At 45.4% G+C, this 25,973-nt stretch carries 21 protein-coding genes; 7 read left to right on the top strand and 14 right to left on the bottom strand.

Annotated elements, in window-relative coordinates; translation table 11 throughout:
- Positions 1-203: 203 nt before the first annotated feature.
- Positions 204-827 carry a hypothetical protein gene (locus GKG43_RS15710; protein ID WP_055154956.1) on the top strand — a complete coding sequence of 208 codons (624 nt, stop codon included), beginning with the start codon at positions 204-206 and terminating at the stop codon, positions 825-827.
- 50 nt (positions 828-877) lie between these two features.
- On the opposite strand, the gene GKG43_RS15705 is transcribed toward GKG43_RS15710, so the two are convergent.
- Together GKG43_RS15705 and GKG43_RS15700 are read right to left on the bottom strand one after the other, a co-directional pair.
- Positions 878-1,504, bottom strand: coding sequence for a CatB-related O-acetyltransferase (locus GKG43_RS15705; protein ID WP_129879581.1), 627 nt, complete (start codon positions 1,502-1,504; stop codon positions 878-880).
- A 228-nt stretch (positions 1,505-1,732) separates the two neighbouring features.
- Positions 1,733-2,605: a helix-turn-helix domain-containing protein gene (locus tag GKG43_RS15700; RefSeq protein ID WP_050638891.1), complete on the bottom strand. Its 873-nt coding sequence runs from the start codon at positions 2,603-2,605 to the stop codon at positions 1,733-1,735.
- 489 nt (positions 2,606-3,094) lie between these two features.
- On the opposite strand from GKG43_RS15700, the gene GKG43_RS15695 reads away from it, so the two are divergent.
- A complete protein-coding gene (locus tag GKG43_RS15695) occupies positions 3,095-4,081 on the top strand; it encodes a helix-turn-helix transcriptional regulator (protein ID WP_055154957.1) in 987 nt (328 codons plus the stop codon).
- On the opposite strand, the gene GKG43_RS22940 is transcribed toward GKG43_RS15695, so the two are convergent.
- Positions 4,061-4,564, bottom strand: a complete 504-nt coding sequence (locus GKG43_RS22940) for a hypothetical protein (RefSeq protein ID WP_083487172.1) — start codon at positions 4,562-4,564, stop codon at positions 4,061-4,063. The genes GKG43_RS15695 and GKG43_RS22940 overlap by 21 nt on opposite strands.
- Positions 4,565-4,728: 164 nt before the next feature.
- Between GKG43_RS22940 and GKG43_RS15685 the strand changes: the two genes are divergently transcribed.
- From GKG43_RS15685 to GKG43_RS15675, 3 genes are all read left to right on the top strand, one after another.
- On the top strand, positions 4,729-5,016 hold the full coding sequence (locus GKG43_RS15685) for a TetR/AcrR family transcriptional regulator (RefSeq protein WP_050638893.1): 288 nt from the start codon (positions 4,729-4,731) through the stop codon (positions 5,014-5,016).
- 16 nt (positions 5,017-5,032) lie between these two features.
- Entirely contained in the window at positions 5,033-5,302 is a 270-nt protein-coding gene (locus GKG43_RS15680; RefSeq protein ID WP_129879583.1) for a hypothetical protein, read from the top strand.
- A gap of 145 nt (positions 5,303-5,447) precedes the next feature.
- Positions 5,448-5,870, top strand: coding sequence for a DUF3788 domain-containing protein (locus tag GKG43_RS15675; RefSeq protein WP_055154958.1), 423 nt, complete (start codon positions 5,448-5,450; stop codon positions 5,868-5,870).
- Positions 5,871-5,940: 70 nt separating this feature from the next.
- Here GKG43_RS15675 and GKG43_RS15670 read toward each other — a convergent pair whose 3' ends face one another.
- From GKG43_RS15670 to GKG43_RS15655, 4 genes are all read right to left on the bottom strand, one after another.
- Positions 5,941-6,204 carry a CD3324 family protein gene (locus GKG43_RS15670; protein WP_050638896.1) on the bottom strand — a complete coding sequence of 88 codons (264 nt, stop codon included), beginning with the start codon at positions 6,202-6,204 and terminating at the stop codon, positions 5,941-5,943.
- A 706-nt stretch (positions 6,205-6,910) separates the two neighbouring features.
- Entirely contained in the window at positions 6,911-7,684 is a 774-nt protein-coding gene (gene pflA / locus GKG43_RS15665) for a pyruvate formate-lyase-activating protein (protein WP_055154959.1), read from the bottom strand.
- A gap of 103 nt (positions 7,685-7,787) precedes the next feature.
- On the bottom strand, positions 7,788-10,040 hold the full coding sequence (gene pflB / locus GKG43_RS15660) for a formate C-acetyltransferase (RefSeq protein ID WP_055154960.1): 2,253 nt from the start codon (positions 10,038-10,040) through the stop codon (positions 7,788-7,790).
- Positions 10,041-10,202: 162 nt separating this feature from the next.
- The gene (locus tag GKG43_RS15655) at positions 10,203-11,600 is read right to left on the bottom strand and encodes a L,D-transpeptidase family protein (RefSeq protein WP_050638899.1); all 1,398 of its coding nucleotides are present in this window, start codon (positions 11,598-11,600) and stop codon (positions 10,203-10,205) included.
- Positions 11,601-11,847: 247 nt separating this feature from the next.
- On the opposite strand from GKG43_RS15655, the gene GKG43_RS15650 reads away from it, so the two are divergent.
- Together GKG43_RS15650 and GKG43_RS15645 are read left to right on the top strand one after the other, a co-directional pair.
- A complete protein-coding gene (locus tag GKG43_RS15650) occupies positions 11,848-12,333 on the top strand; it encodes an acetyltransferase (protein ID WP_050638900.1) in 486 nt (161 codons plus the stop codon).
- 280 nt (positions 12,334-12,613) lie between these two features.
- A complete protein-coding gene (locus GKG43_RS15645; protein WP_050638901.1) occupies positions 12,614-13,714 on the top strand; it encodes a glycerol dehydrogenase in 1,101 nt (366 codons plus the stop codon).
- 205 nt (positions 13,715-13,919) lie between these two features.
- Here the strand turns inward: GKG43_RS15645 and GKG43_RS15640 are convergent, their stop codons facing one another.
- The 7 genes from GKG43_RS15640 to GKG43_RS15610 form a co-directional block, all read right to left on the bottom strand.
- Entirely contained in the window at positions 13,920-16,190 is a 2,271-nt protein-coding gene (locus GKG43_RS15640) for a molybdopterin cofactor-binding domain-containing protein (protein ID WP_055154963.1), read from the bottom strand.
- Complete coding sequence (locus GKG43_RS15635) at positions 16,187-16,654, bottom strand: 2Fe-2S iron-sulfur cluster-binding protein (RefSeq protein WP_055154964.1); 468 nt, start codon at positions 16,652-16,654, stop codon at positions 16,187-16,189. Before GKG43_RS15635 ends, GKG43_RS15640 begins: the two co-directional genes overlap by 4 nt.
- The gene (locus GKG43_RS15630) at positions 16,655-17,470 is read right to left on the bottom strand and encodes an FAD binding domain-containing protein (protein ID WP_055154965.1); all 816 of its coding nucleotides are present in this window, start codon (positions 17,468-17,470) and stop codon (positions 16,655-16,657) included. It abuts the gene before it with no gap.
- Positions 17,471-18,211: 741 nt separating this feature from the next.
- Positions 18,212-19,642 carry a 6-phospho-beta-glucosidase gene (locus tag GKG43_RS15625; protein ID WP_050638905.1) on the bottom strand — a complete coding sequence of 477 codons (1,431 nt, stop codon included), beginning with the start codon at positions 19,640-19,642 and terminating at the stop codon, positions 18,212-18,214.
- Positions 19,635-21,575, bottom strand: coding sequence for a beta-glucoside-specific PTS transporter subunit IIABC (locus GKG43_RS15620; protein ID WP_050638906.1), 1,941 nt, complete (start codon positions 21,573-21,575; stop codon positions 19,635-19,637). Before GKG43_RS15620 ends, GKG43_RS15625 begins: the two co-directional genes overlap by 8 nt.
- A gap of 206 nt (positions 21,576-21,781) precedes the next feature.
- Complete coding sequence (locus tag GKG43_RS15615; protein WP_050638907.1) at positions 21,782-22,507, bottom strand: MurR/RpiR family transcriptional regulator; 726 nt, start codon at positions 22,505-22,507, stop codon at positions 21,782-21,784.
- A 97-nt stretch (positions 22,508-22,604) separates the two neighbouring features.
- Positions 22,605-24,506, bottom strand: coding sequence for a DNA mismatch repair protein MutS (locus GKG43_RS15610; protein ID WP_050638908.1), 1,902 nt, complete (start codon positions 24,504-24,506; stop codon positions 22,605-22,607).
- Between the last annotated feature and the right edge of the window lie 1,467 nt (positions 24,507-25,973).

Below are 25,973 nucleotides of genomic sequence, written 5' to 3'. Positions count from 1 at the left end.
CACTGCTCTCGCCGCTGCAGAACTCCCGCCCCCCGACAGGCGTCCCCTACCCGTCAATAAATTTAGCTTGTCTTTATTGCGGTAATGTGGTAAATTATAGAAGAAATTGTTTTTTTGCTCTATCTATTCAGTAATAACTTACTTGAAATCAGGTTAACACCAGGCTCACTTACATATGCCTGCTATTGTATGAGGAGTAAATCATGAAAATCTCTACTTTTACTAAGACACCGTCTTCCGGACGCTTTTTATGCAATCCTACCTGGTATATTGATGCCTGCGGGAAAAAGCTGCTGTTTGTTTCCTCAGGATCAACCTCTTTCCGCAGAGACATATCCCAGGCGGAAACGATTCTTAACGATATTGATATTATCATTCTTCCTGCCGGCTGCGTTGAGCCGGTCAGAGAGATCCAGTATTTTCTGTTTGCAAGCCCTCATGCAGAGTTCTATCTTCCCAAAGCTTCCTCGCAAAAATATTTTCTGGATATATTCCATAAATTAAATGGGTACTGCAAAACCGAGTACCAATATGGATTGCTTTCACGCATTCATTTTGTGAATGATCTCTGCAGTATTAATCAGAACCTTATGCTGTTTGGATCTGATCCTTATCCCGCTGATTCTATTGAACACAGGCAGAGCCTCCTGATTCAGGAAGACAGCTGCGCCGTGCTGTTTGCGAATACTGGTGCGGGAACGCCTGCCCTGGAGGCCGCCTTTTCCCGTGCCCGAGACCTGACCTGCTTGAAAATCAAACGTGTTATCATGGCTGCCGGAGAATACGATACGCCAGATAAGGAAAATCACAGCGAAAAAGGGGCATAAAGTGTAGACACGCTCTGGACGAACCTTGAAATTCCAGGCAGGCTCTGTGGCTACTTCAGCTGCTCAATGCGGCCGCCTTTAATTGCGGCGATATTTTCTGCAATCTTCTCTTGTGACCAGTCCCACCACTGTAAACTGAGCAATGAGGAGATTGTGTCTTCAGAAAACCTCTTTTTAATCGCTTTTGCGGGCACTCCGCCGACAATCGTATATGGCGGAACGTCTCTTGTCACAACGGCCCTGGCGCCGATTATGGCACCATCCCCTATTGTTACCCCGGACAGTATAACAGCCTCATATCCAATCCAGACATCATTACCGATTATGATATCACCTTTATTGTCCCAGGAGTCTGCCACATCATTTCTGTCAAGTCCCCATTCCTCAAAAAACAGTGGAAACGGATAAGTTGACAGTGATTCCATTGCATGGTTCGCGCTGTTAAAAAGAAACTTTGCTCCACAGGCAATAGAACAAAACTTTCCGATGTTCAGGCGGTCTCTATTGACCGGATAGTGATATAAAACGTTATTTTTTTCAAACTCCCGGGGATCTTTCACAAAATCATTATACATCGTATAATCGCCAACCTTAATATTCGGATTGGTAATTGCATTTTTCAGATAGATCGTCTGATTATCTCCTGTCCGCGGGTATATTTTTTCTGGTGCTGCCATTTGAATTCCTCCTGTCCGCTAGTACATCTCTAATTCCTATCTGCAGACGCCGTTTTGTCATATCCGCTGTTAACGACGACTGCTTATTATTATAGTAGCTTTCAGGATCAATATTCTCAATATAACAGATGCTACAGAAGTATTTAGTATACACCGGCTTTTCTGCCCGATGTCTGTTTACTAATTTGAGAATATTCTGAAAACGGAGGTCAAAAGGGTCTGACCCCTTTATAATACCGGCACCCAGTATTCGATCCGGCTTTTTCCGTCCTTATCTGCTTTTTCTCCGTATTTTGCAAAATCATACCGTGCATGGTCATTCAGCTGACTGGTCGATTGGGGAAACCACTCTTTATAGACGTAATCAGCAACCGGCTGCAGACTGTCTTCGCATTTAGCCGTGAAACTGAAGACAATATACTTGCATGCCGGCAGCTCTTTTGCCTCCATACCTGCAGGAATATTCTCTATATGATCAACTTCTGCAGCCGCCAGATAATCAAACGCCGGCTGTTTTTCATTTTCTAAATCCCATTTTGTATAGTCATTAAGCCCAATCAGAAAATCCATGTCATTCCTGTTTGAAATCAATTGCTTTTTAGCATGTAGTTTTCGCCAGCACTTTCCAATAGCCAGAAAACCAAAACGTGTGTTTTTCTTGAAACCTACTAATTTAATTCTGCCGCATTCTGCAGTTCTGATATCCATCATCATATCTCCTCTTAACCCTGACTGTCCGTCAGCCGTAAACTTTAACTGGTACGGATAAAATTCCCGCTTTTTACGAAACGCCTGCGGGCTGCATTTGAACAGAGACTTGAAGCCGGCCGTAAAGGACTGCTGTGTCTCATATCCAGCACAAAAAGCAATTTCCATGATCGGTTTGTCCGTGAAGATCAGTGATCTTGCCGCTTCGGTTAAACGCCTTCTCTGGATATAATGATGCAGCGTAAAGCCTACAATACTCACAAACATTCTGCTCAAATGGTATTTTGAATAATGCATCTTCCCAGAAATACTATCCAGGTTCAACGTTTCGTCCAGATGCTCCTCAATGTAATCTACCACTTCTTGAATTGTATCAATGTTATTTGTTTTCATTCTGACCTCCTGAACATATTGTACTGCTTTTTAGATCATCTATTTTCACATTTCTTGCTGTCATCACCCATTTAACATGAGATAAATAGTATAGCCCTTTCACCGCTTCCTGCCAGATATTAGCTTCTTGATATGAAGAATCTATACACTTATAATAATTACCATAACACAAAATGCTTCTAAACAAAAAGGCGGCGGCGTGGAGATTGCAGATCGGATGCTAAAAACCGAACTTGTATATCGTAAAATAAGTTACTGGCTCATAAGCTGAGATAAATTTTCGAGAGTGCTGCTCCACAAATGCAGGCGTAGCGGGCTACGCTTAGGCTTGGGGAGCAGTGCTATCGGAAATTCAGGTCGGCTTATGTGGCAGTTAATTATTTTACGATGTACTAGAAAAGAACAGGAAATAACAGCAAGTAAAATCAAGCAGTAATTCCTTTATTTTTTTATAATAACTATAGGGCGATTGAGATGAGGTGAACAATAATGTACGAATGGCAGAAACAAATACAAATCATCGTTGATGAAATTGACAACTGTATTAAAAATTATAATGATGAGGCGTTGACTCTATGCTGCCTTTCCCGCAGGCTGGGCTATTCCGAGTTTTATACAACCAGAAAGTTTAAAGAAATATCGGGCATGCAGTTTCGGGATTATCTGCGGAACAGAAAATTGGCCTTTGCATTAAAAGAGGTGCGTGACGGTGGAAAAAGCATTTTGGAAATTGCTTTTGATTATGGCTTTTCATCACATGAGGCCTTTACCAGGGCTTTCAAAAAAACATATGGCGTAACCCCAAGTGAGTACAGGAGGCATCCAAGACCTGTCGTTCTTCGTACAAAAATAAACCCTTTTGACCGTTACTTTTTTGGATATGGAGAGATAGGTATGATAAAAACTACAGATGACATTCACATTTATTTTGTAACCATCCCGGCACACAAGTTTTTGCACATTAAGAATTATGAGAGTAACGGGTATTGGGATTTTTGGGAAAAGCAAAGCCATATCCCGGGCCAGGACTGTGAAACAATCTGCGGCTTACTCGATAGTATTAAGGGCAAGTTGGATGACGACGGAGGGAGCGAAAGCAACAGCGGCAGCGGCCAGCTTATGGCATATATGAACGCCCCGGACGGCCGGCTCTGCGATTGGGGAATCCCGCGTACAGAATGTTACGGCGCGCGTCTTCCTGTCGATTACAAAGGAGAAATCCCGCCGCAAATGCTTCTGGCTGACGTTCCCGAGGCCGAGTATCTTGTTTTTGAGCACGGGCCATTCAATTACGAGCAGGAAAACCGCAGCGTAGAGGATAAGGTTGAAAAAGCAATGGCATCTTTTGATTTCACAGGCACTGGTTACTGCTATGACACTACCCCCGGCAGAATCATTTACTTTTACTTTAATCCTGAACGGTTCTGGAAATATGTCAGACCGGTGCGGAGTATCTCAAACAAGAAGGTATATTGAAACAACATGTATTATACCACCTGATAACAGTGCAACAACAGCACCTATAATAGTTCCTGTCCCGGCACCTATAATATGGTGCCGCGGATTTCTATATTCTTTATCCATATCTTCTGTTCCAGGTATTCTTGTTTTTTTGCTATGGCAGAAAAGTCCAATATCTAAAACCAGCAAATCGTAAATATTTACAACTAAAAATAGTATGAACACGTGTATAAATGCAGATGTGAATGTTTTTGCACCGGAAAAATACGCAACTACTGCAAGTATAATGGCAATCAAAAATATAAAAATTATTTTTATTGATAAATGTCTTTTTTCTATTTTATCTATAATCCCCTTATATTGCGGCAGACTTTCTACCCGCATTCTGATTTCTTTTGGATAGGACATAATTTGGTTGACAGGGTTTTTGTAAAGTGGGGGAAGTATCATAAATGAAAAGATCCCACATGCGAAAATACATTCTATTACGAATAACATAGCAATCCTCCTTTTGTATGCTTTACAAAGATAAAGCAACATGACACACTTGTGCATTGGTCTGTAGTCTAGTATAATACGGTCAGATGATCCGGACAATATATCCGATAAAAGTGATACATATTTTTAAAAATGTGCCATGGGTGAAACAGGAGAAGAAACATATGTACTTTAAAGAAAATAACCAAACGAAAAGAAGGATTATAGAATCTTTATATGAGTTGTTAGACAAAAAAAACTACCATGATATCACAATAACCAGGATTGTCGATAAAGCAGAGTTAGGAAGGAGAACCTTTTACAGATACTTTAATTCTAAGGATGAAGTGATAGAATACTCAACGAATTTGCTGATGAATGAATTTGCTGATACTATTGTACTGAACCATGCCGAAACACAGGAAGGCTGCCCAAAACAAATGAGCAGAATTATCAATGATATTATAAAATAAACAGGAGGATTTCAGCATGTCAGGAGATACCATAAAAACTGATTTGAAACCGAAGACATTTTTAATAGAGCATATTCCTGCAATACTCCTTGGAGAACCATCGGATAAAATTTATCTTTTTGTCGATGGCCAGGGCGGCAATAAAGAAGAAGCCATTGGCTTTGCGCTAGGCGGCATCCCATTCAGATGTGGAATACGCCCACCGAAATCTTATATGCCGGACAAGATAACCTCGTACAGCGTAAAACCGTGGATATCTTTGTCAAAAAGTTCAGCGCGGGGCTGACCGTTATGGAAAATGGTGAACACTGGTTCCATACAGCCGAACAGCTGGAAATTATGAACAGTTGGGAAAACCAGGTGCTGGATATCACCTCCTCTATGTGGTAAACTTAGTAAAACTCCGATTATTATCCCAAAAGGAGACGGGTATGTACGAAAGAATGCTTAACAAACAAATTGAACCAACCGTAGATGAAATGAAAGATTACTGCGGGGAAAATGCAGAACTTTTTACACTGCTTAATGAATGGTTATCAAGCTCCTTCCAGACAGTACAAAAAGTCACATTTCCTTATGGTAATGCATATGGCTGGGGAATTGCCCATAGAATAAAGCAGAAACTCATTTGTAACATATTTGCTGAAAATAATTCTTTTACGGTTATGGTCAGATTGTCAGATCCCCAATTCGCATCCCTCTATGAGAATATGCTACAGTATACACAGGAGTACATAGACAATAAGTATCTCTGCGGTGACGGCGGCTGGATACAATACCGCGTTACATGCCGCGGCCATTTTGATGATATACAGAAAATACTGTCTGTTAAATGTTCACATGAATGCTGTTAAATCAAAAAAAGAAAACCGCGCCTGTAGTTCACAATTTCGCTCTATCGTGATCTGCAGGCTGCGGTTTCAGTCATTTCTGGTAGATTATCTTTCTTATGGCATATACCGAAAGCGAAAAACGCAAGGCAAGTTCTTCTATAGACATGCCGCCGCGATATTGCTCAACAATAACCGCATTGCGTTTTGCAAGTTCTTTCCGATACCCGGACAACTCTCCCCACTTCTTATGCTGCTCGTCTTTTGCAGGAATATAAATATATCCTGCCTGCACATACTTCTGCAGTTCCTCGACTAAAGCATCCGGGAGAATTGTATTTGCATTCATATATTTCATACAGGCTCCCTCCTTGATCATGAAGTCCAAGCAGCAAAGCCAGCAGTATTAATTTAGCGACACGAAACTACTCTATGCAAATGTCGCTCCTGATTCTGGCTTTGCACAGAGTCCTGCATCATTTTTCCTATTCTTATTCTTACACACAATCATCACCACCTAAAGATAACACTATGCTGTCAGTATACCATTATTGTATTTGTTGTTCAATCCCCCTTAACTCTCTTAGCCAATTCGATCAGAAACATCCATAGGTTCAGCCTGACATATATAATATAGTATTTTATTTACATCCACAAATCATTATATTCAATCTATGGAGTAACCGTGTTTTTAGGGTGTGTTGACCTTCATTCTACATAGAATGGAGGTGATGTCTATGAAACATTTCGATTTTAAAGACCTTATGGCTTTTGGAATGTTTATTCTGGCGTTACTGACATTCATTTATTTGATTTGTCGCTAGCTTAACATAGAAAAACCACCCCTAAACTTGACCGGTAGCAGGGTGGTATTTCTACTTTCTATCAAAGGTCAACCCACCTTGTGGGCGGTTGCTCCTCTTATATTTGTACTATAACATATTGTAAGAGACATTTCAAGAATGTAAAACTTGATTTATAAGTCTTAGATTTTATGTTTTTTAATATAATGTGACACATGGTTTTTATAATGAATAAATGCCGGATAACAATTTTTCCATTCCTCATTCAGAGTCATTTTCCGCCGGGTCCCGCCCATGCACATGCAAAAGCCTCTCTGCATTCTCTATGCGCTCCTTGGAGGGCGCTTCCACCCCCTCCAAAGGATATATAAGCCCCAGTTCTTTCCATTTGAATACCCCCAGCGTATGGTAGGGAAGCACCTCAACCTTCTCCACATTCTCCAATGTCCCGATAAATGCATCCAGCTTATGAAGGTACTCATCATTATCACTTTTTCCCGGCACAAGCACATGCCTGATCCAGACCGGTTTCCCCATCTCTGAAAGACAGACCGCCAGGTCCAGAATATTCCGGTTCGTGCATCCGGTCAGAATCTCATGCTGCTGTTCATCAATGTGTTTGATATCCAGCAATACCAGATCGGTATACTTCATCAGTTCCTGAAATCTGCCGAAGAAAGGTTCTTCTCTGGTAAATGGATTTCCACTTGTGTCCAAAGTCGTATGGATCCCGGCTGCTTTTGCCTTTTGAAACAGTTCTGTCAGAAACTTGATCTGGAGAAGCGGCTCTCCGCCGCTTACGGTAATACCGCCCTTACTCCCCCAGTAGGAGCGGTATTTTAAAGCCTGCCCAAGCAGTTCGTCAGCGGTATACTGTGTCCCCGACTGCATGTTCCACGTATCCGGATTGTGGCAGAACTGGCAGCGCATAGCGCAGCCGCTCATAAAAATAATATATCTGACGCCGGGTCCGTCTACAGAACCAAAGCTTTCAAGAGAATGGATATATCCTTTCAGATTGTTCTGCTCTGTCATCGTATTCACCTCAAAATAAAACTTTCTATATAATTTATAACTGAATTAATCCGTAAACAAACCAACCCGTAAAACGGTATGCCGTCAAGCCGGTGCAACCCATTTACATATTTGCGTGGCATGTTCTGGAGATTACGTCCATCTGCTGTTCACGTGTCAGGTCGATAAACTTAACCGCATATCCGGACACGCGGATTGTGAAGTTTGCATATTCCTCTTTTTCCGGATGTTCCATCGCATCGATCAGCTTTTCTCTGCCAAACACATTGACATTCAGGTGATGTGCCCCCTGTTCAAAATATCCGTCCAGCACACGGGTAAGATTCTCAATACGCTCCGCCTCGTCATTCCCCAGAGCTCCGGGATTGATTGTCTGCGTATTAGAGATTCCGTCCAGCGCCTCCTCATAAGGAAGTTTTGCAACGGAGTTCAGGGATGCCAGCAGACCGTTTTTCTCTGCGCCATAGGAAGGATTTGCGCCCGGTGCAAGCGGCTCTCCCGCCTTTCTTCCGTCAGGCATGGAGCCCGTCGCTTTTCCGTAAACCACATTGGATGTAATTGTGAGGATAGAGGTTGTCGGCTCCGAGTTTCTGTATATATGGCATTTTTTCAGCTTGCCCATGAATGTCTTAAGCAGCCAGATCGCAATATCGTCCGCCCGGTCGTCGTCATTTCCGTATCTTGGGAAATCGCCCTCTGTCTCGTAATCCACAACCATTCCCGTCTCGTCACGGATGACTTTGACCTTCGCATATTTTATTGCGCTTAAGGAGTCAACTACATGTGAGAATCCTGCAATTCCTGTTGCAAATGTTCTTCTTACATCGGTATCAATCAGCGCCATCTCCGCCGCCTCATAATAATACTTATCGTGCATGTAATGGATCATATTCAGGGTGTCCACGTATAACTTTGACAGCCAGTCCATCATCTTGTCATACTTATCCAGGACATCCTCATACTCCAGATATTCTGTAGTCACCGGCTTGTATGCAGGAGCTACCTGTTCTCTGGTCTTTACATCCACACCACCGTTGATTGCATACAGCAGGCATTTGGCAAGATTCGCGCGGGCGCCGAAAAACTGGATTTCTTTCCCTGTCTGAGTTGCCGATACACAGCAGCATATGGAATAATCATCTCCCCATACCGGGCGCATTACATCGTCGTTCTCATACTGGATGGAGCTTGTCTTGATAGAAATGTAAGATACATAGTTCTTAAACGCCTCCGGCAGACGGGAAGAATACAATACCGTCAGATTCGGCTCCGGCGACGGCCCCATGTTCTCCAGGGTGTGCAGGAAACGATAATCATTCCTGGTCACCATAGATCTGCCGTCCTGCCCCAGCCCTGCCACTTCCAGCGTTGCCCATACCGGGTCACCGGAGAACAGTTCATTATAAGAGGGAACCCTGGCAAACTTAACCATCCTGAACTTCATCACCATATGATCGATCAGTTCCTGTGCCTGTGCCTCTGTCAGAATGCCGTTTTCCATATCTCTCTGGATATAAATATCCAGGAAAGTAGAGATTCTCCCAACGCTCATCGCGGCGCCGTTCTGCGTCTTGATTGCCGCAAGATAGCCAAAGTACAGCCACTGCACTGCTTCCTTCGCATCCTTTGCCGGCTTGGATATGTCAAACCCATAGACAGCCGCCATCTCCTTCATGTCTTTGAGCGCCTTTAACTGATCCGCAACTTCTTCTCTCAGACGAAAATCGGTTCCCTTCATTCCGTGTCTCTCGGTTTCGTTAAAGTCCACCATTTTTTGTTCAATCAGGTGGTCAATTCCGTAAAGAGCTACACGGCGGTAATCGCCCACTATACGCCCTCTGCCATATGTATCCGGAAGTCCTGTGATGATCTTATTATGGCGCGCCTTTTTCATCTCCGGGGTATAGATATCAAAAATCCCCTGGTTATGTGTTTTATGGTATTTGGTGAAAATCTCATGCAGCTTCTCACTCGGCTGATACCCGTAAGTCGTACATGCCTGCTCCGCCATCTTGATACCGCCAAAAGGCATAAATGCTCTCTTAAGCGGCTTATCTGTCTGGAGTCCGACTACCGTCTCCAGTTCCTTCATCTCTTCATCAATGTATCCCGGGCCATAAGCCGTCAGGCCGGAAACAACCTCTGTCTCCATATCCAGTACGCCGCCCTTCGCCCGTTCCTCACGCTGCAGCTCCTGCAGCCTGCCCCAGAGTTTATTTGTTGCTTCTGTAGGTCCTTCCAGAAAGCTCTCATCGCCGTCATAAGGAGTATAATTGTTTTGAATAAAATCCCTGACATTGATGTCATCTCTCCACAGTCTTCCCTTAAATCCTTCCCACTGATCGTAATGAGCCATATTATAAAATCCTCCTTTGATGTATCAGGTTATCTTTTAGTTCCCGCCCAGTATATCATTTCGTTAAATAAAAGACAAGAGGATAAATGATAATAGTTTTCATTATAGGCCTTGTATCTAATTTTATACAATATATAGTGTTTTCTTCTCCGCTTATGTGTATCAGTAGTGCATGACAACAGGAGTCCCGTTCGATATCATGCTGTATAATGTCGCCGCGCCGTCCAACGGCATATTAATACATCCGTGGGAACCAATGCTCCAGTACAGATCTCCCCCGAAAGCGGGCTGCCATGTGGCATCATGGAATCCGACACCGCCGTAAGTCACCTGCATCCAGTAGTCCACCCATGTCCGGTACTCCGGCTCTCCCGTCTCAGGCACAATATTTCCCACAAGGGTAGTGCCTGGGATCATCATAAGGATGTCATATACCCCCGCCGGTGTGGAGTGTTCATAAGGCTTGCCGGTTACCACAGCCGTCTCAAAGGCCACATTCCCATCAACAATATACCACATATACTGCGCACTCAGATCCACCTCAATAAATGTTTTGCCCCAGTCCTGCTGCTCATGGCTTGCCGCCCGCTGCTCATATACCGGCTCTTTGGTTGCCTGCTCACCTGCTTTAATACTGGCGATCAGAGCATCCGCCTCAGCCGCCTCATTGATTGCCCAGCCGTAGGTGCCGCCGCTTACTTCCGTCGCTTTTCCCCAGGGCGTGGTCAGCGGACGAGTCCCATAAAGAGTTTCGTATTTTGCGGCGAATTGATTCATATACTCTCTGACCTTGTCTTCGTGGAAAGTAACATTCATGCTCTCATCCCAGGACAGCCAAGTAGAAATCAGCGCCTTGTCCACCACTTCTTTATGCGGCGCCATATCGTAAGTGATGCTTGTCCCGCAGTACTTGTTCAAGGTATCGCAGGCAGCCGCCACCTCTTTTGAATCCGCAGTATACTTCGGCTTCAGATAACAGTCTTCTTTCTCCAGGCTGAATTCCTCTTCCAGCCCCTGCACTGCCTGTATCAGCTTTTCCTTCATCGGCTCCTGATCGACTTTTGTCCCCAGCACCTCCGGCTTTACAACAAACTTATCCCCATCAAACTCCGGCTTAGCGCTCTCCGGATCGCTCTTTTCTTCATTCTGGAAACATTGCAGCGCCTGAATCTTTTCCTCCAGCTGTTTTTGGTCATAATCAAAACCCAGAGACAGCTTCACCTTATGATCCTTCCAAAACATCGAAGGCCAAAGAAACGCCCCCTGCTCCTTCAGCGCTTTATCCAGCTCTTTGCTCTTCTTATACTTCATTGATATCGATGATCCGCTGATCTCCTCACTGCCGCCTTCTATCGGAGTAACTTTCAGCGCATACCCATCAATCTGCCCTGCAAAATACCGCTCGGCCTCATCTGCCGTTTTCATGGAAAAATCCACACCATTGATCCTGGTATTATGAAAGAAATGATTCATGAAATAAATAGATATGCCACAGTAAATACAGATCAAAATGCCAGCTGCTATCCCCCCTGCCAGTAACACCTTCTTCTTGCCGCTCATCTTATGTGCCCTCCTCTATAGTAATACAGTATTATCATTACATTAAATAGACGGATTTTCAAGGCAAAAGGCTGCAAATTTTCAGTATTTTTTCTAATTGCTTTAATATGTGAATCGTTTTAAAATAAAAATATGTGTGTAATTTATTTTAAACATCATAAAACCATTACTAAAACCGCACATATATTGCATAGTATGCGATGTATTATTATCAGAATAAATAACATTTGAAAGGTAGTATTTAAACATGAAAATTAGAAAGGCAAGGCTGGCAGATCTGGAAATTCTGCTGAAAATGTATGAAAGCGCAAGAATGTTTATGACAAGCCACGGAAATCCCACACAATGGGGCAGCACCTATCCGCCGAAAGCACTGCTGGCTCAGGATATTGAGGATGGAAACAGTTATGTCTGCGAAGAACACGGCAATATCATAGCTGCATTCTATTATAAGGAGGGCCGTGATGATACTTATACTAAAATATATAACGGTCAGTGGCTGGATGAATCCCCCTATGGGGTTGTACACAGGATTACCTCAGACGGCACCATCCGCGGAGCTGCATCCTTCTGCCTGAACTGGGCACTGGAGCAGTGCAGGAATCTCCGTATTGATACACACAGAGATAATGTGGTCATGCAGCATATGCTCGATAAAAATGGGTTTCAGTACTGCGGGATCATCTATCTGGAGGATGGAAGTGAGCGGCTGGGATATCAGAAACGAATGTAGGGGATGCCTGCCGTGGGACGGAGCGGGGACAGACGGACAGATATATGTTTCCGTCTGTCCCCGCTCCGTTCCACGGCAGGCTGGTTCATCCAAACGGTGGGGAAGACCTCCCACTCGGATGGTAACGTAAATTGTAACAGTTCAGGCTTGTCTGAATTGTTACCGTAAGAGGAATCTGGGTGTGAGAAAGTTTTGGTACGGGATTGACTTTATTGGAGAATCAGTGCATAATATGATTGTTAATAAAATAACATACTGATTGATTTAGGAGGAATTACAAATGGCAAATATTTTAATTAGTCCGGGCAAATACGTACAGGGTGCTAACGAGATGGCAAGGCTCTGTGATTATGCGAAGGTGTATGGGAAGAAGGCTTTGATTCTTATTACAGAATCTGGTTATAAGCGGATCGGCAATATTGTTGATGGAAGCTTTGCCGGTCAGGATTTTGAAATCGTATATGATTATTTTAATGGTGAATGCAGCAAGAATGAAATTAATCGTCTTACTGAGATTTTGAAGAAGGAAAACTGTGATCTTGTGATTGGGATCGGGGGCGGAAAGATTCTGGATACGGCTAAAGCAGTGGCTTATTATGGACATACGCCGGTTCTGGTGTGCCCTACCATTGCATCTACGGACGCTCCTTGCAGCGCTCTTTCTGTGATCTACACGGATGAAGGCGTATTTGAGGAGTATTTATTCCTTCCGGCTAATCCGAATATGGTCTTGATGGATACGGACATTATTTCAAAATCACCGGTACGTTTAACCGTATCCGGCATGGGGGATGCCCTTGCCACATATTTTGAGGCAAGAGCGGTACAGACAAAAGGCGCCGCTACCTGTGCAGGCGGAAAAGTGACCTCAGCAGCTATGGCCCTGGCAAAATTATGCTTTGATACATTAATGGAAGAAGGCGTAAAAGCAAAACTTGCACTGGAAGCAGGAGCATGCACCGCAGCTGTAGAAAAAGTAATAGAAGCCAACACCCTGCTGAGCGGAATCGGCTTTGAAAGCGGCGGACTCGCAGGAGCACATGCCATCCACAACGGCCTGACAGTTCTGGAAGACTGCCACCACATGTACCACGGCGAAAAAGTAGCATTCGGGACAATCACCCAGTTGGTACTCGAAAACATCCCCGCAGAAGAACTCCAGGAAATCATCGACTTCTGCATCGAACTGGGCCTGCCCGTAACATTAAAAGAACTGGGAATCAAAGAAGTAACCGAAGAAAAACTCATGGCCGTTGCCACCGCAGCATGCGCAGAAAATGACACCCTGCATAACCTGCCGTTCGAAGTCACCCCAGAAACCGTATGCGCAGCAATCAAAGCCGCCGATGCATACGGCAGATACTTCCTGGGAGAAGCTTAAGAAAAACTTTGGATTCAATAAGAGACATTCGCTGCACAATCATCAAGATTGTGCAGTGAATGTCTCTGGTGTCTCAAAATCCGGCAGGGTTTCCATTTAGCCGTTCTTTACAAGTGATCTGCTTCCAAAAAGGGGCATCCCCATTTTCTCCGCACCACGGCAGGTGAACCTCTCAGGACAGGCGCCCCCGCCGCAAAAAACTATCTCACCGCATCCCCTTATAGATTTTTTCCGATGTAATAGGCATTTCCCGCACTATCACTCCCACTGCATTCTGAACTGCGTTTGCGATTGCCGGGGGCGGCGTATTGATGACGATTTCTCCTATGGATTTTGCACCGAAGGGGCCTGTCGGCTCGTAACTGCTCTCAAACTCCACCCGGATCTCTCCTACATCCAGCCGGCTCGGGATTTTATACTGCATAAAAGAATTGCTGTAATTTTTTCCCTTTTCGCTGTATACGATATCCTCGTACAGGGCCATGCCTATCCCCTGGGCTATTCCGCCCTCCGCCTGGATTCTGGCCAGATTCGGATTGACTACGGTTCCACAATCTACGACTGCAGCATAATCAACCAGCTCCAGCTCTCCCGTCTCTTTATCGATCTCTACCTCTGCCATGCCCACCATAAACGGCGGTGGTGATACCGGTGAGGTAAATGCCTCGCTGGCATAGAGTGCTTCTTCATTGTTGCACATAACCCGATTGCCGATGTCAGCCCTTGATATGCTCCTTCCGGTTTTCAGATCCAGAACTCGTTCCCCATCAAATTCCACATCTTCCACAGAGCATCCAAGATATGACGCCCCTCTGACACAGATTTTCTCTCTAAGTGTCTCACAGGTCTTTACAACAGCCATACCTGTCACATAGGTGGTGCTGGACGCATAGGAACCGCAGTCATAAGGGGATACATCGGTATCTACTCCATGCACAATGATTTCTTCTATCTCACACTCCAGACATTCGGCTGCCATCTGGGCTAATATGGTGTCGCATCCGGTTCCCATGTCTGTCGCCCCGATCATAAGGCTGTAAAAGCCATCGTCATTCACCTTGATTCCCACCGATGCAGTGTCCACCGCTGAGATGCCGGATCCCTGCATAGCCATTGCAACTCCAACGCCCCGGACTTTCCCATTGCCCATATCACGGCATGGGTATTTGTGATCCCAGTCTATCATCTCCTTTGCCCGTTTCAGACAGCGGTCCAGTGCACAGCTATTGGCAGTCTCACCATAATATGCAGGCATTAGCTGCCCCTCTTTTACCATATTAAGTTCACGGATTTTGACCGGATCCATGCCCAGCTCTGCCGCAAGTTCATTGACAGCGGACTCAACTGCAAAAATCCCCTGAGTAGCGCCATATCCCCGGTAAGCCCCTGCGGACATGACATTCGTATAGACCACGTCATACACAAAACGAAAGGCCTCTGCCTTTCCATACAAAGGGATAGACTTATGGCCGGAAAGCCCCACCGTAGTCGGACCGTGCTCTCCAAAAGCACCTGTATTCGAGAGTGTGTAGACATCAATCCCTTTGATCATTCCATTCTTATCCGCCCCGACACGGACATGGACTTCCATCTCATGCCGTGGTGAGGATGCGATGAAGGACTCTTCTCTCGTATAAATAAGCTTAGCTGGTTTTCCGGTTTTCCAGGTCACCAGCGCCGGGTAGACCTCGGTCACCACCGTCTGCTTTGCCCCGAAGCCTCCGCCGATTCTCGGCTTAATGACACGTATTTTTGACTTCGGTACGTCCAGGGCCGTGGCCAGAATTCTACGCACATGAAATGGAACCTGGGTAGAAGTAAGAACATTAAGCCTGCCATAGGTATCCAGATACGTACAGGTTCTGAAAGTCTCCATCATTGCCTGCTGGTTTGCCTTCGTATGATAGGTTCTGTCAATTACATATTCACAGTCTGCCAGCACTGCCTCAATATCCCCCTGGAAATCTGCCTCATGGGCGCATAGATTTCTCTGATTGTCCGCCCCTACAGGACAGAGGCTCTTCCAATTCTCCTCTGGATGTACAAGGATGGGATTATCCTTTGCTTTTCTGAAATCAAGTACAGGTTCCAGCACTTCGTATTTCACCTTGATCAGTTTCATAGCTTTGCTGACTGCTTCTTTGGTTTTCCCGGCTATTATGGCGACCGCATCGCCCACGAACCGGACGCGCTGATCCAAAATCAACCTGTCATAAGGGCTTGGCTCCGGATAAGTCTGCCCCGCCATTGTAAAACGTTTATCCGGGCAGTCTTTGTAAGTCAGTATACACTCAATTCCCGGTACTGCCGCTGCCCGTGTCAGATTGATGTCCTTGATCAGTGCATGTGCATGGGGACTTCTCAACACCTTTACAATCAAACAGTCCCCAGGCGCCAGATCGTCCGTGTATACGCCTTTCCCGGTCACGAGTGCCTGTGAATCAACTTTTGGTACGGACTGGTTTACAACTCTCATAAGCGCACCTCCTCTTTTTTCCACTGTAAATACTTCTTTATGGCACGCAGCTGTCCCATATAACCGGTGCATCGGCACAGATTTCCTGACAGGTATTCTTTGATTTCTTCCGTGCCCGGATCTTCCAGTTCACGCACCATAGCAAGCACGTTCATAATAAACCCAGGTGAACAGAATCCGCACTGTTCAGCACCTTCATTTGCAAGAAATATTCCAAACTCCTCGGCTTCTTCTTTTACCCCTTCCAGTGTTGTCACTTCCTGTCCTTCGACACTTGCCGCCAGAATGGAGCAGGACAGGAGGGATTTTCCATCGATCCACACCGTACAGAGACCGCAGTTTGTTGTCTCACAGCCGCATTTGACACTGTGGCATCCAAGTTCTCTCAGCACATCCAGAAGAATGGTATCGCCTGCCGCTTCCACACATGCCTGTTTTCCGTTTAATATGAATTTTACTTCCATCTATCTGCCCTCCTGTGTACGGTCTGCCAAAATGGAACGCATGGCCCGCAGGATCAGGACTTCTGCCAGATGATGCCGGTATTCGGCGCTCCCGCGCATATTAGTTCCGTAAACAAAGCCCGCAGCAGCCTCTTTTGCGCACTCGGCCAGTTTCTCTTCTGTAATATTGTCCGGGATTTCCCACTCTTTCTCCAGCACCGCCGCCTTCATTGGCCTGGCCCCCACTGAAAAATACCAGGTTTCTTTCCCATGCACCGGTCCGGTAACCACCGCACAGGAAAGCACGGGAAAGTCTGTTTTTGTCCTGCGGACAGAGGAATAGCGGAGCTTTCGGTCGCTCTTCCTTATGATAATAGAGACAAGGATATCCTTATCCCGCTTTTTATTTACAAATTCGGACAAACGGATCGTTCCCCCGTCATACAGCTCTACGAATGTATCCAGAGCCAGCAGGCAGGTCAGCACATCCGAAAAGCCGAATCTCCCATAAATACTTCCACCCACGGTTGCCTGATTCCGGAACTGTACTCCTACTATGTGGCGTACGGACTCAGCAACCGCATCTCCATACATATCCCTTAACCCCTCGTGAAGCTCCAGCTGCCGCAGGGTACACATGGCGCCAATACGGAATACATGGTCTGTCTCCTCAATCTGATCCAGCCCCAGGCCCGATATATCTATAATTGTCTGTACCTTTGCATTTCCCAGACGCATCCACATCATGCCGCCCATGATGCGCGCATTTCTGGCCTGGTTCAGCTCATAGGCCTCTTCCAGTGTTTTTGCTTTTACATAATGATTAATCGTAAGCAAAACCTTTCTCCTTTCAATCCCCGTTCTCTGCTCTGCGCGAAAAAAAGGTGCAAATGCTAGCTGTCATTTACACCTCGTACTTATCCATATTATCATATCACGCTGATTTTGTCAAAATATCTGTGCTATAGTCAACGGACTTTAGGATCGTTGACGGATGAGGACGCTTCATGACAGGGAGGCCGGGGAAGCCCCCCATTCCCCGGCTGGGAACTCATACCGAAACAACGGATCTGGACTGGCTATGCGTATCTTACATCTTGCTTAACTGAATTTAACTATTCGACAAATTGAATTTTTCTATAATTTAACATAAAAAACAAAAACAACTTTTCAACAACTGCAAAATATCCATACCTATATATAAACAATCAGCGCAGCCAGTCCACATCCGCAGCTCCGGTCCGGAATCCCAAACGAGTAATCCACTTACCGACAGGATGAACCTAGCTTACCAGGAGCCGTGACGGGCTGAGAAAAGCACCTGTCCTGTTGGAAATGCTATCAGCGAGTCTAGCAGCAGTTAGAGGGAATCCGCAAAATCAGCCTGAAAAAAGCTGCTTCCGAAGCAGCTTTTTAGAACACCTGAGCCGCTTAATCACCAGATTAAGCGGTGAATGTGTTCGGTTCAGGCTGATTTTGCGGATTCCCTCTTACTGTTGCTTGACGCAGCGGCTGCATTTCCAACAGGACAGGTGCTTTTCTCAGCCCGTCACGGCTCCTGGTAAGCGTCCCCCCTTTCTACACCTCCCCCCCATTACTCTCAATGACTCTTTTATACCACTTGAATGATTTTTTCTTTTTTCTTTCCAGTGTTCCGTTCCCCTTATTATCCTTATCCACATAGATAAATCCATACCGTTTTTTCATTTCCCCGGTTGTGAAGGATACGCAGTCTATACATCCCCATGGTGTGTAACCGATTAATTCCACGCCATCGAGGAGCACAGCTTTTTTCATTTCACTGATATGTTCTCTCAGATAGGATATTCTGTAATCATCATCTATCGTACCATCCGGGTTCACCTCATCTACGGCGCCAAAACCATTTTCTACTATGAATAATGGCTTTTGGTATCTCTCATAAAGCAGATTCAGAGCATACCGCAGGCCTACCGGATCAATCTGCCAGCCCCAGTCACTCTTTTTTACGAAGGGGTTGCTGACACTTCCCGGAAAGCCATCCAGCCCGTTTCCTTCTCTGACCACATCTGCTTTGACCACATTGGTCATATAATAGCTTAAGCCTACATAGTCAACCGTGCCTTCCTTTAGTACCACTGCATCTTCCGGATCCATTTTAATCGTAAAACCTTTTCTCTCCCATTCTCTGTAGATATAGGAAGGATATTCCCCGCGTACATGGACATCGCCAAACAGATAGCGGTCATGCATAGCCTCTACGGAGTACATCATATCGTCCGGGTGACAGGAATATGGGTAAATCGGTACACAGGCTATCATGCATCCGATCTGGAAATCCGGATTGATTTCATGTCCTTTCTTAACTACAAGTGCACTGGCCACCAGTTCGTGGTGCACCACCTGGTACATGCATTCCTCGGGATTCTCCTCTTTTGTGAATACCACGCCGGAGCATGTGTAACCGAAGAGAGGGTACTTATAATTCTTCTGGTTATTGATCTCGTTAAAAGTCATCCAGTATTTAACCTTATCTTTATACCGCTCCATAACAGTAACTGCATATTTTACAAAAAAATCTATGAGTTTACGATTTTTCCATCCCCCATACTTTTTTACGAGATGATACGGCATTTCAAAATGTGATAGGGTCACGACTGGCTCTATTTTGTTTTTCAGCAATTCATCAAAAAGGTCGTCATAGAATTGCAGTCCTGCCTCATTCGGAGTTTCTTCATTACCCAAAGGGAAAATCCTGGTCCAGGCTATTGATGTGCGGAAGCACTTGAATCCCATTTCGGCAAACAGTTTGATGTCTTCTTTATAGCGATGATAAAAGTCCACTGCCTCATGGTTAGGGTAGTAGCAGTCACGCTGGATACCGTCTGTGATTCTTCTGTCCACACCGTGCGCCCCTCCGGTCAGGACATCTACAATGCTGACTCCTTTACCGCCTTCATTCCATCCGCCCTCTACCTGGTGGGCGGCTACCGCGCCGCCCCAAAGAAAATTATCCGGCAATCTATCCATTTGTATGCTCCTTTCCTTCCACGTACATAACCGTTTCCATTACTTCTACATACTGATTTGTCCGGACATTCAGCTTCGCCACCTGTTCCATATCAGTTATGATATAGATTACGGTTGGATCGTAGCCCTCTTTTTGAATCAGCTCCGGATCGAAATCGATCAGAAGATCCCCTTTTTTCACTCTATCCCCCTGCTCCACATGGGCATGAAAACCTTTGCCCTCCAGCTGTACGGTGTCGATTCCGATGTGGATCAGGATTTCTCTGCCTTCCTCTGTAACAAGCCCCACGGCATGACCGGTCGGGAATACGGCTTCGGCAGTTCCGTCAAGAGGGGCATATATTTTTCCCTCCAAAGGTATGATACCAAGTCCGTCCCCCATTGCAGCGGAAGCAAATGCTTCGTCATTTACCTGTGAAAGCGGGATTGTTTTTCCCTTTACGGGGCTTCCCATCTCAATCCCGAAGCCCTGGATTCCGCTTTCTGTTAGTTTCGGAGCGCCGTCTTTCTCTTTCTGTTCCTCATTTGAGAAAGCAGTCAATTTTGTATCATTTGTTTCAATTGCAGCTTCATTTTCCGGAACATCCTCATCGAAACCAACGATGTAAGTCAGCACGATGGCCAGAACAAATGATACAATTATGGAAATAAGAAGTCCTGTAAACTGTGACATATGACCCGCTTTGAAATAGGCCGGCAGGGTTGCGATCCCCGGCATGTTGTATCCCCATGATACGGCATTGAAAGCCCCGGCGATACCGCCGCCGACTGCACCAGCCACGCATCCGCAGATCATTGGTTTCTTAAGCCGCAGGTTAACGCCGTAAATGGCAGGCTCCGTGATACCGAAAAGACCGGTAACTGCTGCTGAAAGTGATACCCCTTTCATGTCTTTGTCTTTTGTCTTTAGGAATACGCCCAGTGCGGCTCCTGCCTGGGAGAATACAGCTGAGGCCTGAAGCCCGGTAAATGTATCATATCCCAGGTTTGCATAGTTTCCGACAGTAACCGGCGTAATGCCCCAGTGTACACCGAAGATAACCAGAACTTCCCACAGACCGCCCACGATTACACCTGCCACAATCGGGCTCAAACCATAGAGGTAATTGTAAGCCCCTCCAATCGCGCCTCCAATCGTATTTCCGATAGGCCCGAATGCAAGCAGTGTCAGAGGTACCATAATCACGATCGTAAACATCGGCGAAAACAGGTTTCTCACTACAATCGGCAGGTATTTGTCAAAAAACTTCTGTACATAGGAGGCAATCCAAATGGAAAGAATGATCGGGATAACAGAAGATGTGTAGCTTAAAAGCTGCACCTTAATACCCAAGAAGTAAACATCCTGTCCGGCATTTACCATATTCATGTAGTCCGGGCTTACAAGCGCACAGGCTATTACGACCGCCACAAACGTGTTTACCCCGAATTTTTTTGATGCGGTAACTGCAATCAGGACCGGCAGGAAGGTAAATGCCGTCCAGGAAATGAAATTCAGGATCTGGTAGGTTCCCCCCGTTGTGTCAATGGCATTCAGCGCCACAAATATCCCCAGGATTCCCTGTAGAATACCGCATGCTGCAAGGGTGTACAAAAACGGTGCGAAGATACTGGATATGATGTCGATAATTCTGCTGAAAACTCCGCCCTTTTTCCCGGTATCTTTTGACTGTTTCTCATTGATAGATACCAGTTTCAGTACCTCTTCGTATGCATCTTTTACGTGGTTTCCGATGACCACCTGAAACTGGCCGCCTGCCCGTACCGTGGTTATTACCCCCGGAATCTTAGATACTTTTGCTGCATCCACAATTGTTTCATCTTTTAATATAAAACGGAGTCTTGTCGCACAGTGTGCAACATTTGTTATATTTCCGTCACCGCCAAGTTCCTGTACCAGTTCCCTGGCCGTTTTCCCATAATCAATAGCCATTTCAGCTACCCCTTTCTTCTCAATTTCGCACCGGCTGCTCTGTAATTTTCATTATACATAATTGCTTTCAAATTCATAGTATTTCACATTCTTTAGAAATTTATATGCCTGGAAGAAATTTGTTTCAGAGAAAAAACAAGGTGTTTCCTGCCGGCATGTATTAGAAATGCCAGGGCGCTTTCCTATTCAATATAATAAGAAGGCAGCTATGAAAGCCGCCTTCCTATTGTTTCTATCAAATACAGCACCGGAACCTGCGTAGTGATATTATATTCTTCTTTAATCTTGCGCTCGGACACATAATAAGCCAGGGGACAATCCGCCATTTTAGCCAGTGTGCACCCCGCCCCGTTTGTGATACTCACAAGCCTGCAGTGATGTTCCTTGAATCTGCCTGCCAGCTTCACAATCTCCTGGGTCTCCCCCGATTCGGACAAGGCAATCACCACAGTGTCCTTCAAGTCCTCCCGTACAGGATAATAGGGATCTTCAATATACTGGCTGTACTTTCCCAGGTTCGAAAAATACCGGGCGCCGTATTTCCCCAATATACCGGATGTCCCGATCCCGATAAAAATCAGCTGCCCCGCATCCTGAATCACCTGAACCGCCCTGGAAATACGCTCCTCATATTCCGTAGATGTAACCATATGGAAAAAATGAATCACTTCATCAATATTATCATCAGAAGTCAGTTTTCTTTTGTTCTCTTTTTCTTTTTTGAGGAACATTTTAAACTGCACACGGAATTCCGAATAACCGTCGCATCCAGCTTTCTTGCAAAACCGTACCACCGTGGATGTCGAAACATGCACGGCCTGTGACAGCTCCCGGATCGTCATATACTGTACCTCTTCCTTGTGCTCCATGATGTAGCTGTAAACAAGCATTTCCAAATCATTCAACGATTGCAGAACCTCGTAACTAAACATGCTTCACCTCACTGATGTATCATGAATTTATTATATCAATGCAGTACCTGTGCGTCAATAACTTCAGCGCTGCTCAAAGGGGTCTGACCCCTTTGAACTACTCGTCACAATTTAGTGTCTTTTGTACGTATTTTCTTTCCATATCATGTCTTGTCTTCCGTGTTTCAACACTGTCAAATATGATGGAAAAATCGTAATCTTCCGGATACAACTGGTCTGCAGGAACGTGCAGCCGTATTCTTTTGTGGTTGATCCATATTTTTTTATCCGGCATCTGTACACGGAGTACTCCCTTTTCATTCGCAGTCTGGCAGACGATTCCTATTGTTTTATCCGGCATGACCATCACGCTGTCTCCCAGCTGGTATTTTGCTGCCTTCTCCTGCATTACAACTTTTTTCTTTTTCTGTATCTTTGGATAAGAATGTCTTTTTAGTTCCTGGTTGTCCGTCTCTGTCTGAAAGTCCTGCTCTGCCTCCTCTCCGTAGGCAGCTTTGGCTGCGGTTCGGAGCATATTACCCGGCATCCCCAGTTTACCTGCAATATAGAAAGCGCAGCTCTCTCCTGCTTTTCCGATGACCAGCTGATATAACGGACGCAGGCTCTCTTTGTCAAAGGTCATTCTCGCATTCACGATTCCCTCTTCCCGTTTGGCATACTCTTTTACCTCCGGATAATGTGTGGTGACCAGAAACAGCGCCCCGCTCTTTTTCAGTTCCTCCAGAATGGCGATGGCAATTCCCATCCCCTCTGCCGGATCTGTGCCGGAACCCAGTTCGTCCATGATAACCAGGCTTTCGCGGCTCACTGTTTTTAGTATATCCAATACATTTGTAATATGTGCGGAAAATGTGGACAGGTTCTCAGACAAATTCTGTCCATCCCCGATATCACATAACACCGCATTATTCATGCATATTTCTGCATGATCACATGCGACATGCATTCCGCACTGCGCCATCATGCAATTAAGCGCTACAGTCTTGATTGCCACTGTCTTTCCTCCGGTATTGGGGCCGGTAATAATAACACCGTTTATACCATTCCCTATTTCAAAGTTCAAAGGTACATTGACTTTTCTGTCCATCAGAGGATGTCTTGCGTCCTTCAGCTTGATATAGCGTTCCGTATTGATTTCCGGCTGGGTCCCACCGTTTTCCAGGCTCAGCTTTGCTTTTGCGAAAATAAAATCCAGCTTTTCAACTGTCCTGTTGTTTTTCTTTATAATCTCTTCCTTATCGGACAGCAGCCCCGACAATGTGTACAGAATCCTGATCACCTCATTTTCCTCGTCAATCCTGAGTTCCTGCAGTTCATCGTAGAGCGCGGCAACTGCAGCCGGTTCCACAAATAAGGTGCTTCCTGTAGCGGATTTGTCAATCACTGCACCTGCAATCTTAAATCGGTATTCTTTCTTGACCGGTATACACAGATGTCCGTTTTTTACTGTGCTGAAACTATCAGACATATAGGATTTGTTTGCCCGCAGTGCGGCTTCTGCCTTCTGGTGCATTTTATCGTCTGTCCTGTCAATTGTCTCCCTGAGCGACTTTAAAGCCTTAGAGGCATAGTCGTCTACTTCACCATTTCGTATCTTTTGATTCAATTCTTCACAGATCTCATCCAGTGAGTCCAGATTTTCTTCATAATAAGCCAGGCTCAGTTCATACTGCTTCCCTCTCTCAAGATAGGACTTCAGCCTTCTTACAGATGTAAGAGTCCCGGCAATACATTCCAGCTGTTCGGCGGTAAGGCACCCTCCTTTGCCAGCAAACTCGATCCATTCCCCGATTCCCTGCAGCGCCGTCATCGGCGGCGTCCCGCATTTTTCAATCATATCCCGGGCTTCTGTTGTCTCCTTTTGCCTGGCTCTGACATCAATTTCGGACAGATATGGTTTCAGATCCCTTGCCTGCTCTTTTGCCCCCTCCGTGCATGCCAGATCTGCCAGCTGTTCTTTTATTTTATCAAATTCTAGTATTTTTTCTGTATCTAACATATTGACCTCCTAAAAAATAACCAACCTGTTATTTTGTCCTGAATTTTAACCTTATTCCAACGTTTACATCGGAACCTTCCGGAGAGCCGCATAATACGGTACCCTGCAGGTATGCTTATTTCAATAAAAAACGCCACGAAAAGTATCTGCCCATATACAGGCATACTACTTCCGTGGCGTATAAATATACTATAACAGAAAAAAACAGCATGACCATACAGCCATGCTCTTCAAATCTCATCTATCACAGATATCTATCCAAAGCGTATGTTCGCATTTTGTAAGGCAGATAAAAGGATACAGCTGTCCCATAAAAACGACAACGCTGCTTCCCCACAACTATTTAATTAGCCGTATTCTCCATTACTACCACACGTAACATACATTACCTCTCTCGAAAAATTTTCTTTATTATATCCCGGACTTGTGCAGATTGTCAACAGGAATTTTTTACTGATACCATATGTATCCTCTGCGACTTACATTTCACACCCCAGCCAACATCAAAATCGGGAGTTAGTGACGCGCTTTAGTCGCGGCACGGATGGGGACGCTCCATGAAGGGATCGCCAAAAGCCTCCCGGAGAACATCCATGTCCTTTCAAAAACGCGGCCGCGGACCTAAGAAATTCTAGGCGGGAAACAGCCCTGAAAATGGAGCACCACTGACACATCACGAGAAATCCGATGATTTCTCGCGCTGGGTCAGTTGATTTTTGGATTCGGAATCCAAAAATCTCTCCATTTTCAGGGCTGTTTCCCACCAAGAATTTCTAAGGTCCGCTTTGAGCGTTTTTGAAAGGACATGGATGTTCTCCGGGAGGNCCTCCCGGAGAACATCCATGTCCTTTCAAAAACGCGGCCGCGGACCTAAGAAATTCTAGGCGGGAAACAGCCCTGAAAATGGAGCACCACTGACACATCACGAGAAATCCGATGATTTCTCGCGCTGGGTCAGTTGATTTTTGGATTCGGAATCCAAAAATCTCTCCATTTTCAGGGCTGTTTCCCACCAAGAATTTCTAAGGTCCGCTTTGAGCGTTTTTGAAAGGACATGGATGTTCTCCGGAAGGCTTTTGGCGATCCCTTCATGGAGCTGGCGCATCCAACCGGCAGGAAAAAGCTCGTTTCTAAGGAGGGGCCTCAAACGGGGGCAGCGTATGGATATAGAATTGACTGTTTTTTTATGTCCCCAGTAGGTGTATATAAGTAAGGTGATACGGCTTCCAGTTCATACACATCTTGAAGATGAAAAGACACGCATAGCCAATCCACATCCGCTGCCCTGGTCCGGGATCCCACCCGGTTGGTGGGTTTTCCTGCCGATTGGATGAGCCAGCTTTATGACAGGGAGGCCGGGGAGGTGCTGGGGCTGTATATGCCGTTGCGATATGCTGGAATGCGCTTAGTGATTCTTGAACAGCCGATGCCGGATAGGCGGGGAAAAACTTGATCTCCAAATCAAGT

The sequence above is a fragment of the Eubacterium sp. BIOML-A2 genome (assembly GCF_009680135.1).
Taxonomy (GTDB): domain Bacteria; phylum Bacillota; class Clostridia; order Lachnospirales; family Lachnospiraceae; genus Faecalicatena; species Faecalicatena contortus_B.
This window is presented reverse-complemented; position numbering and strand designations above follow the sequence as displayed.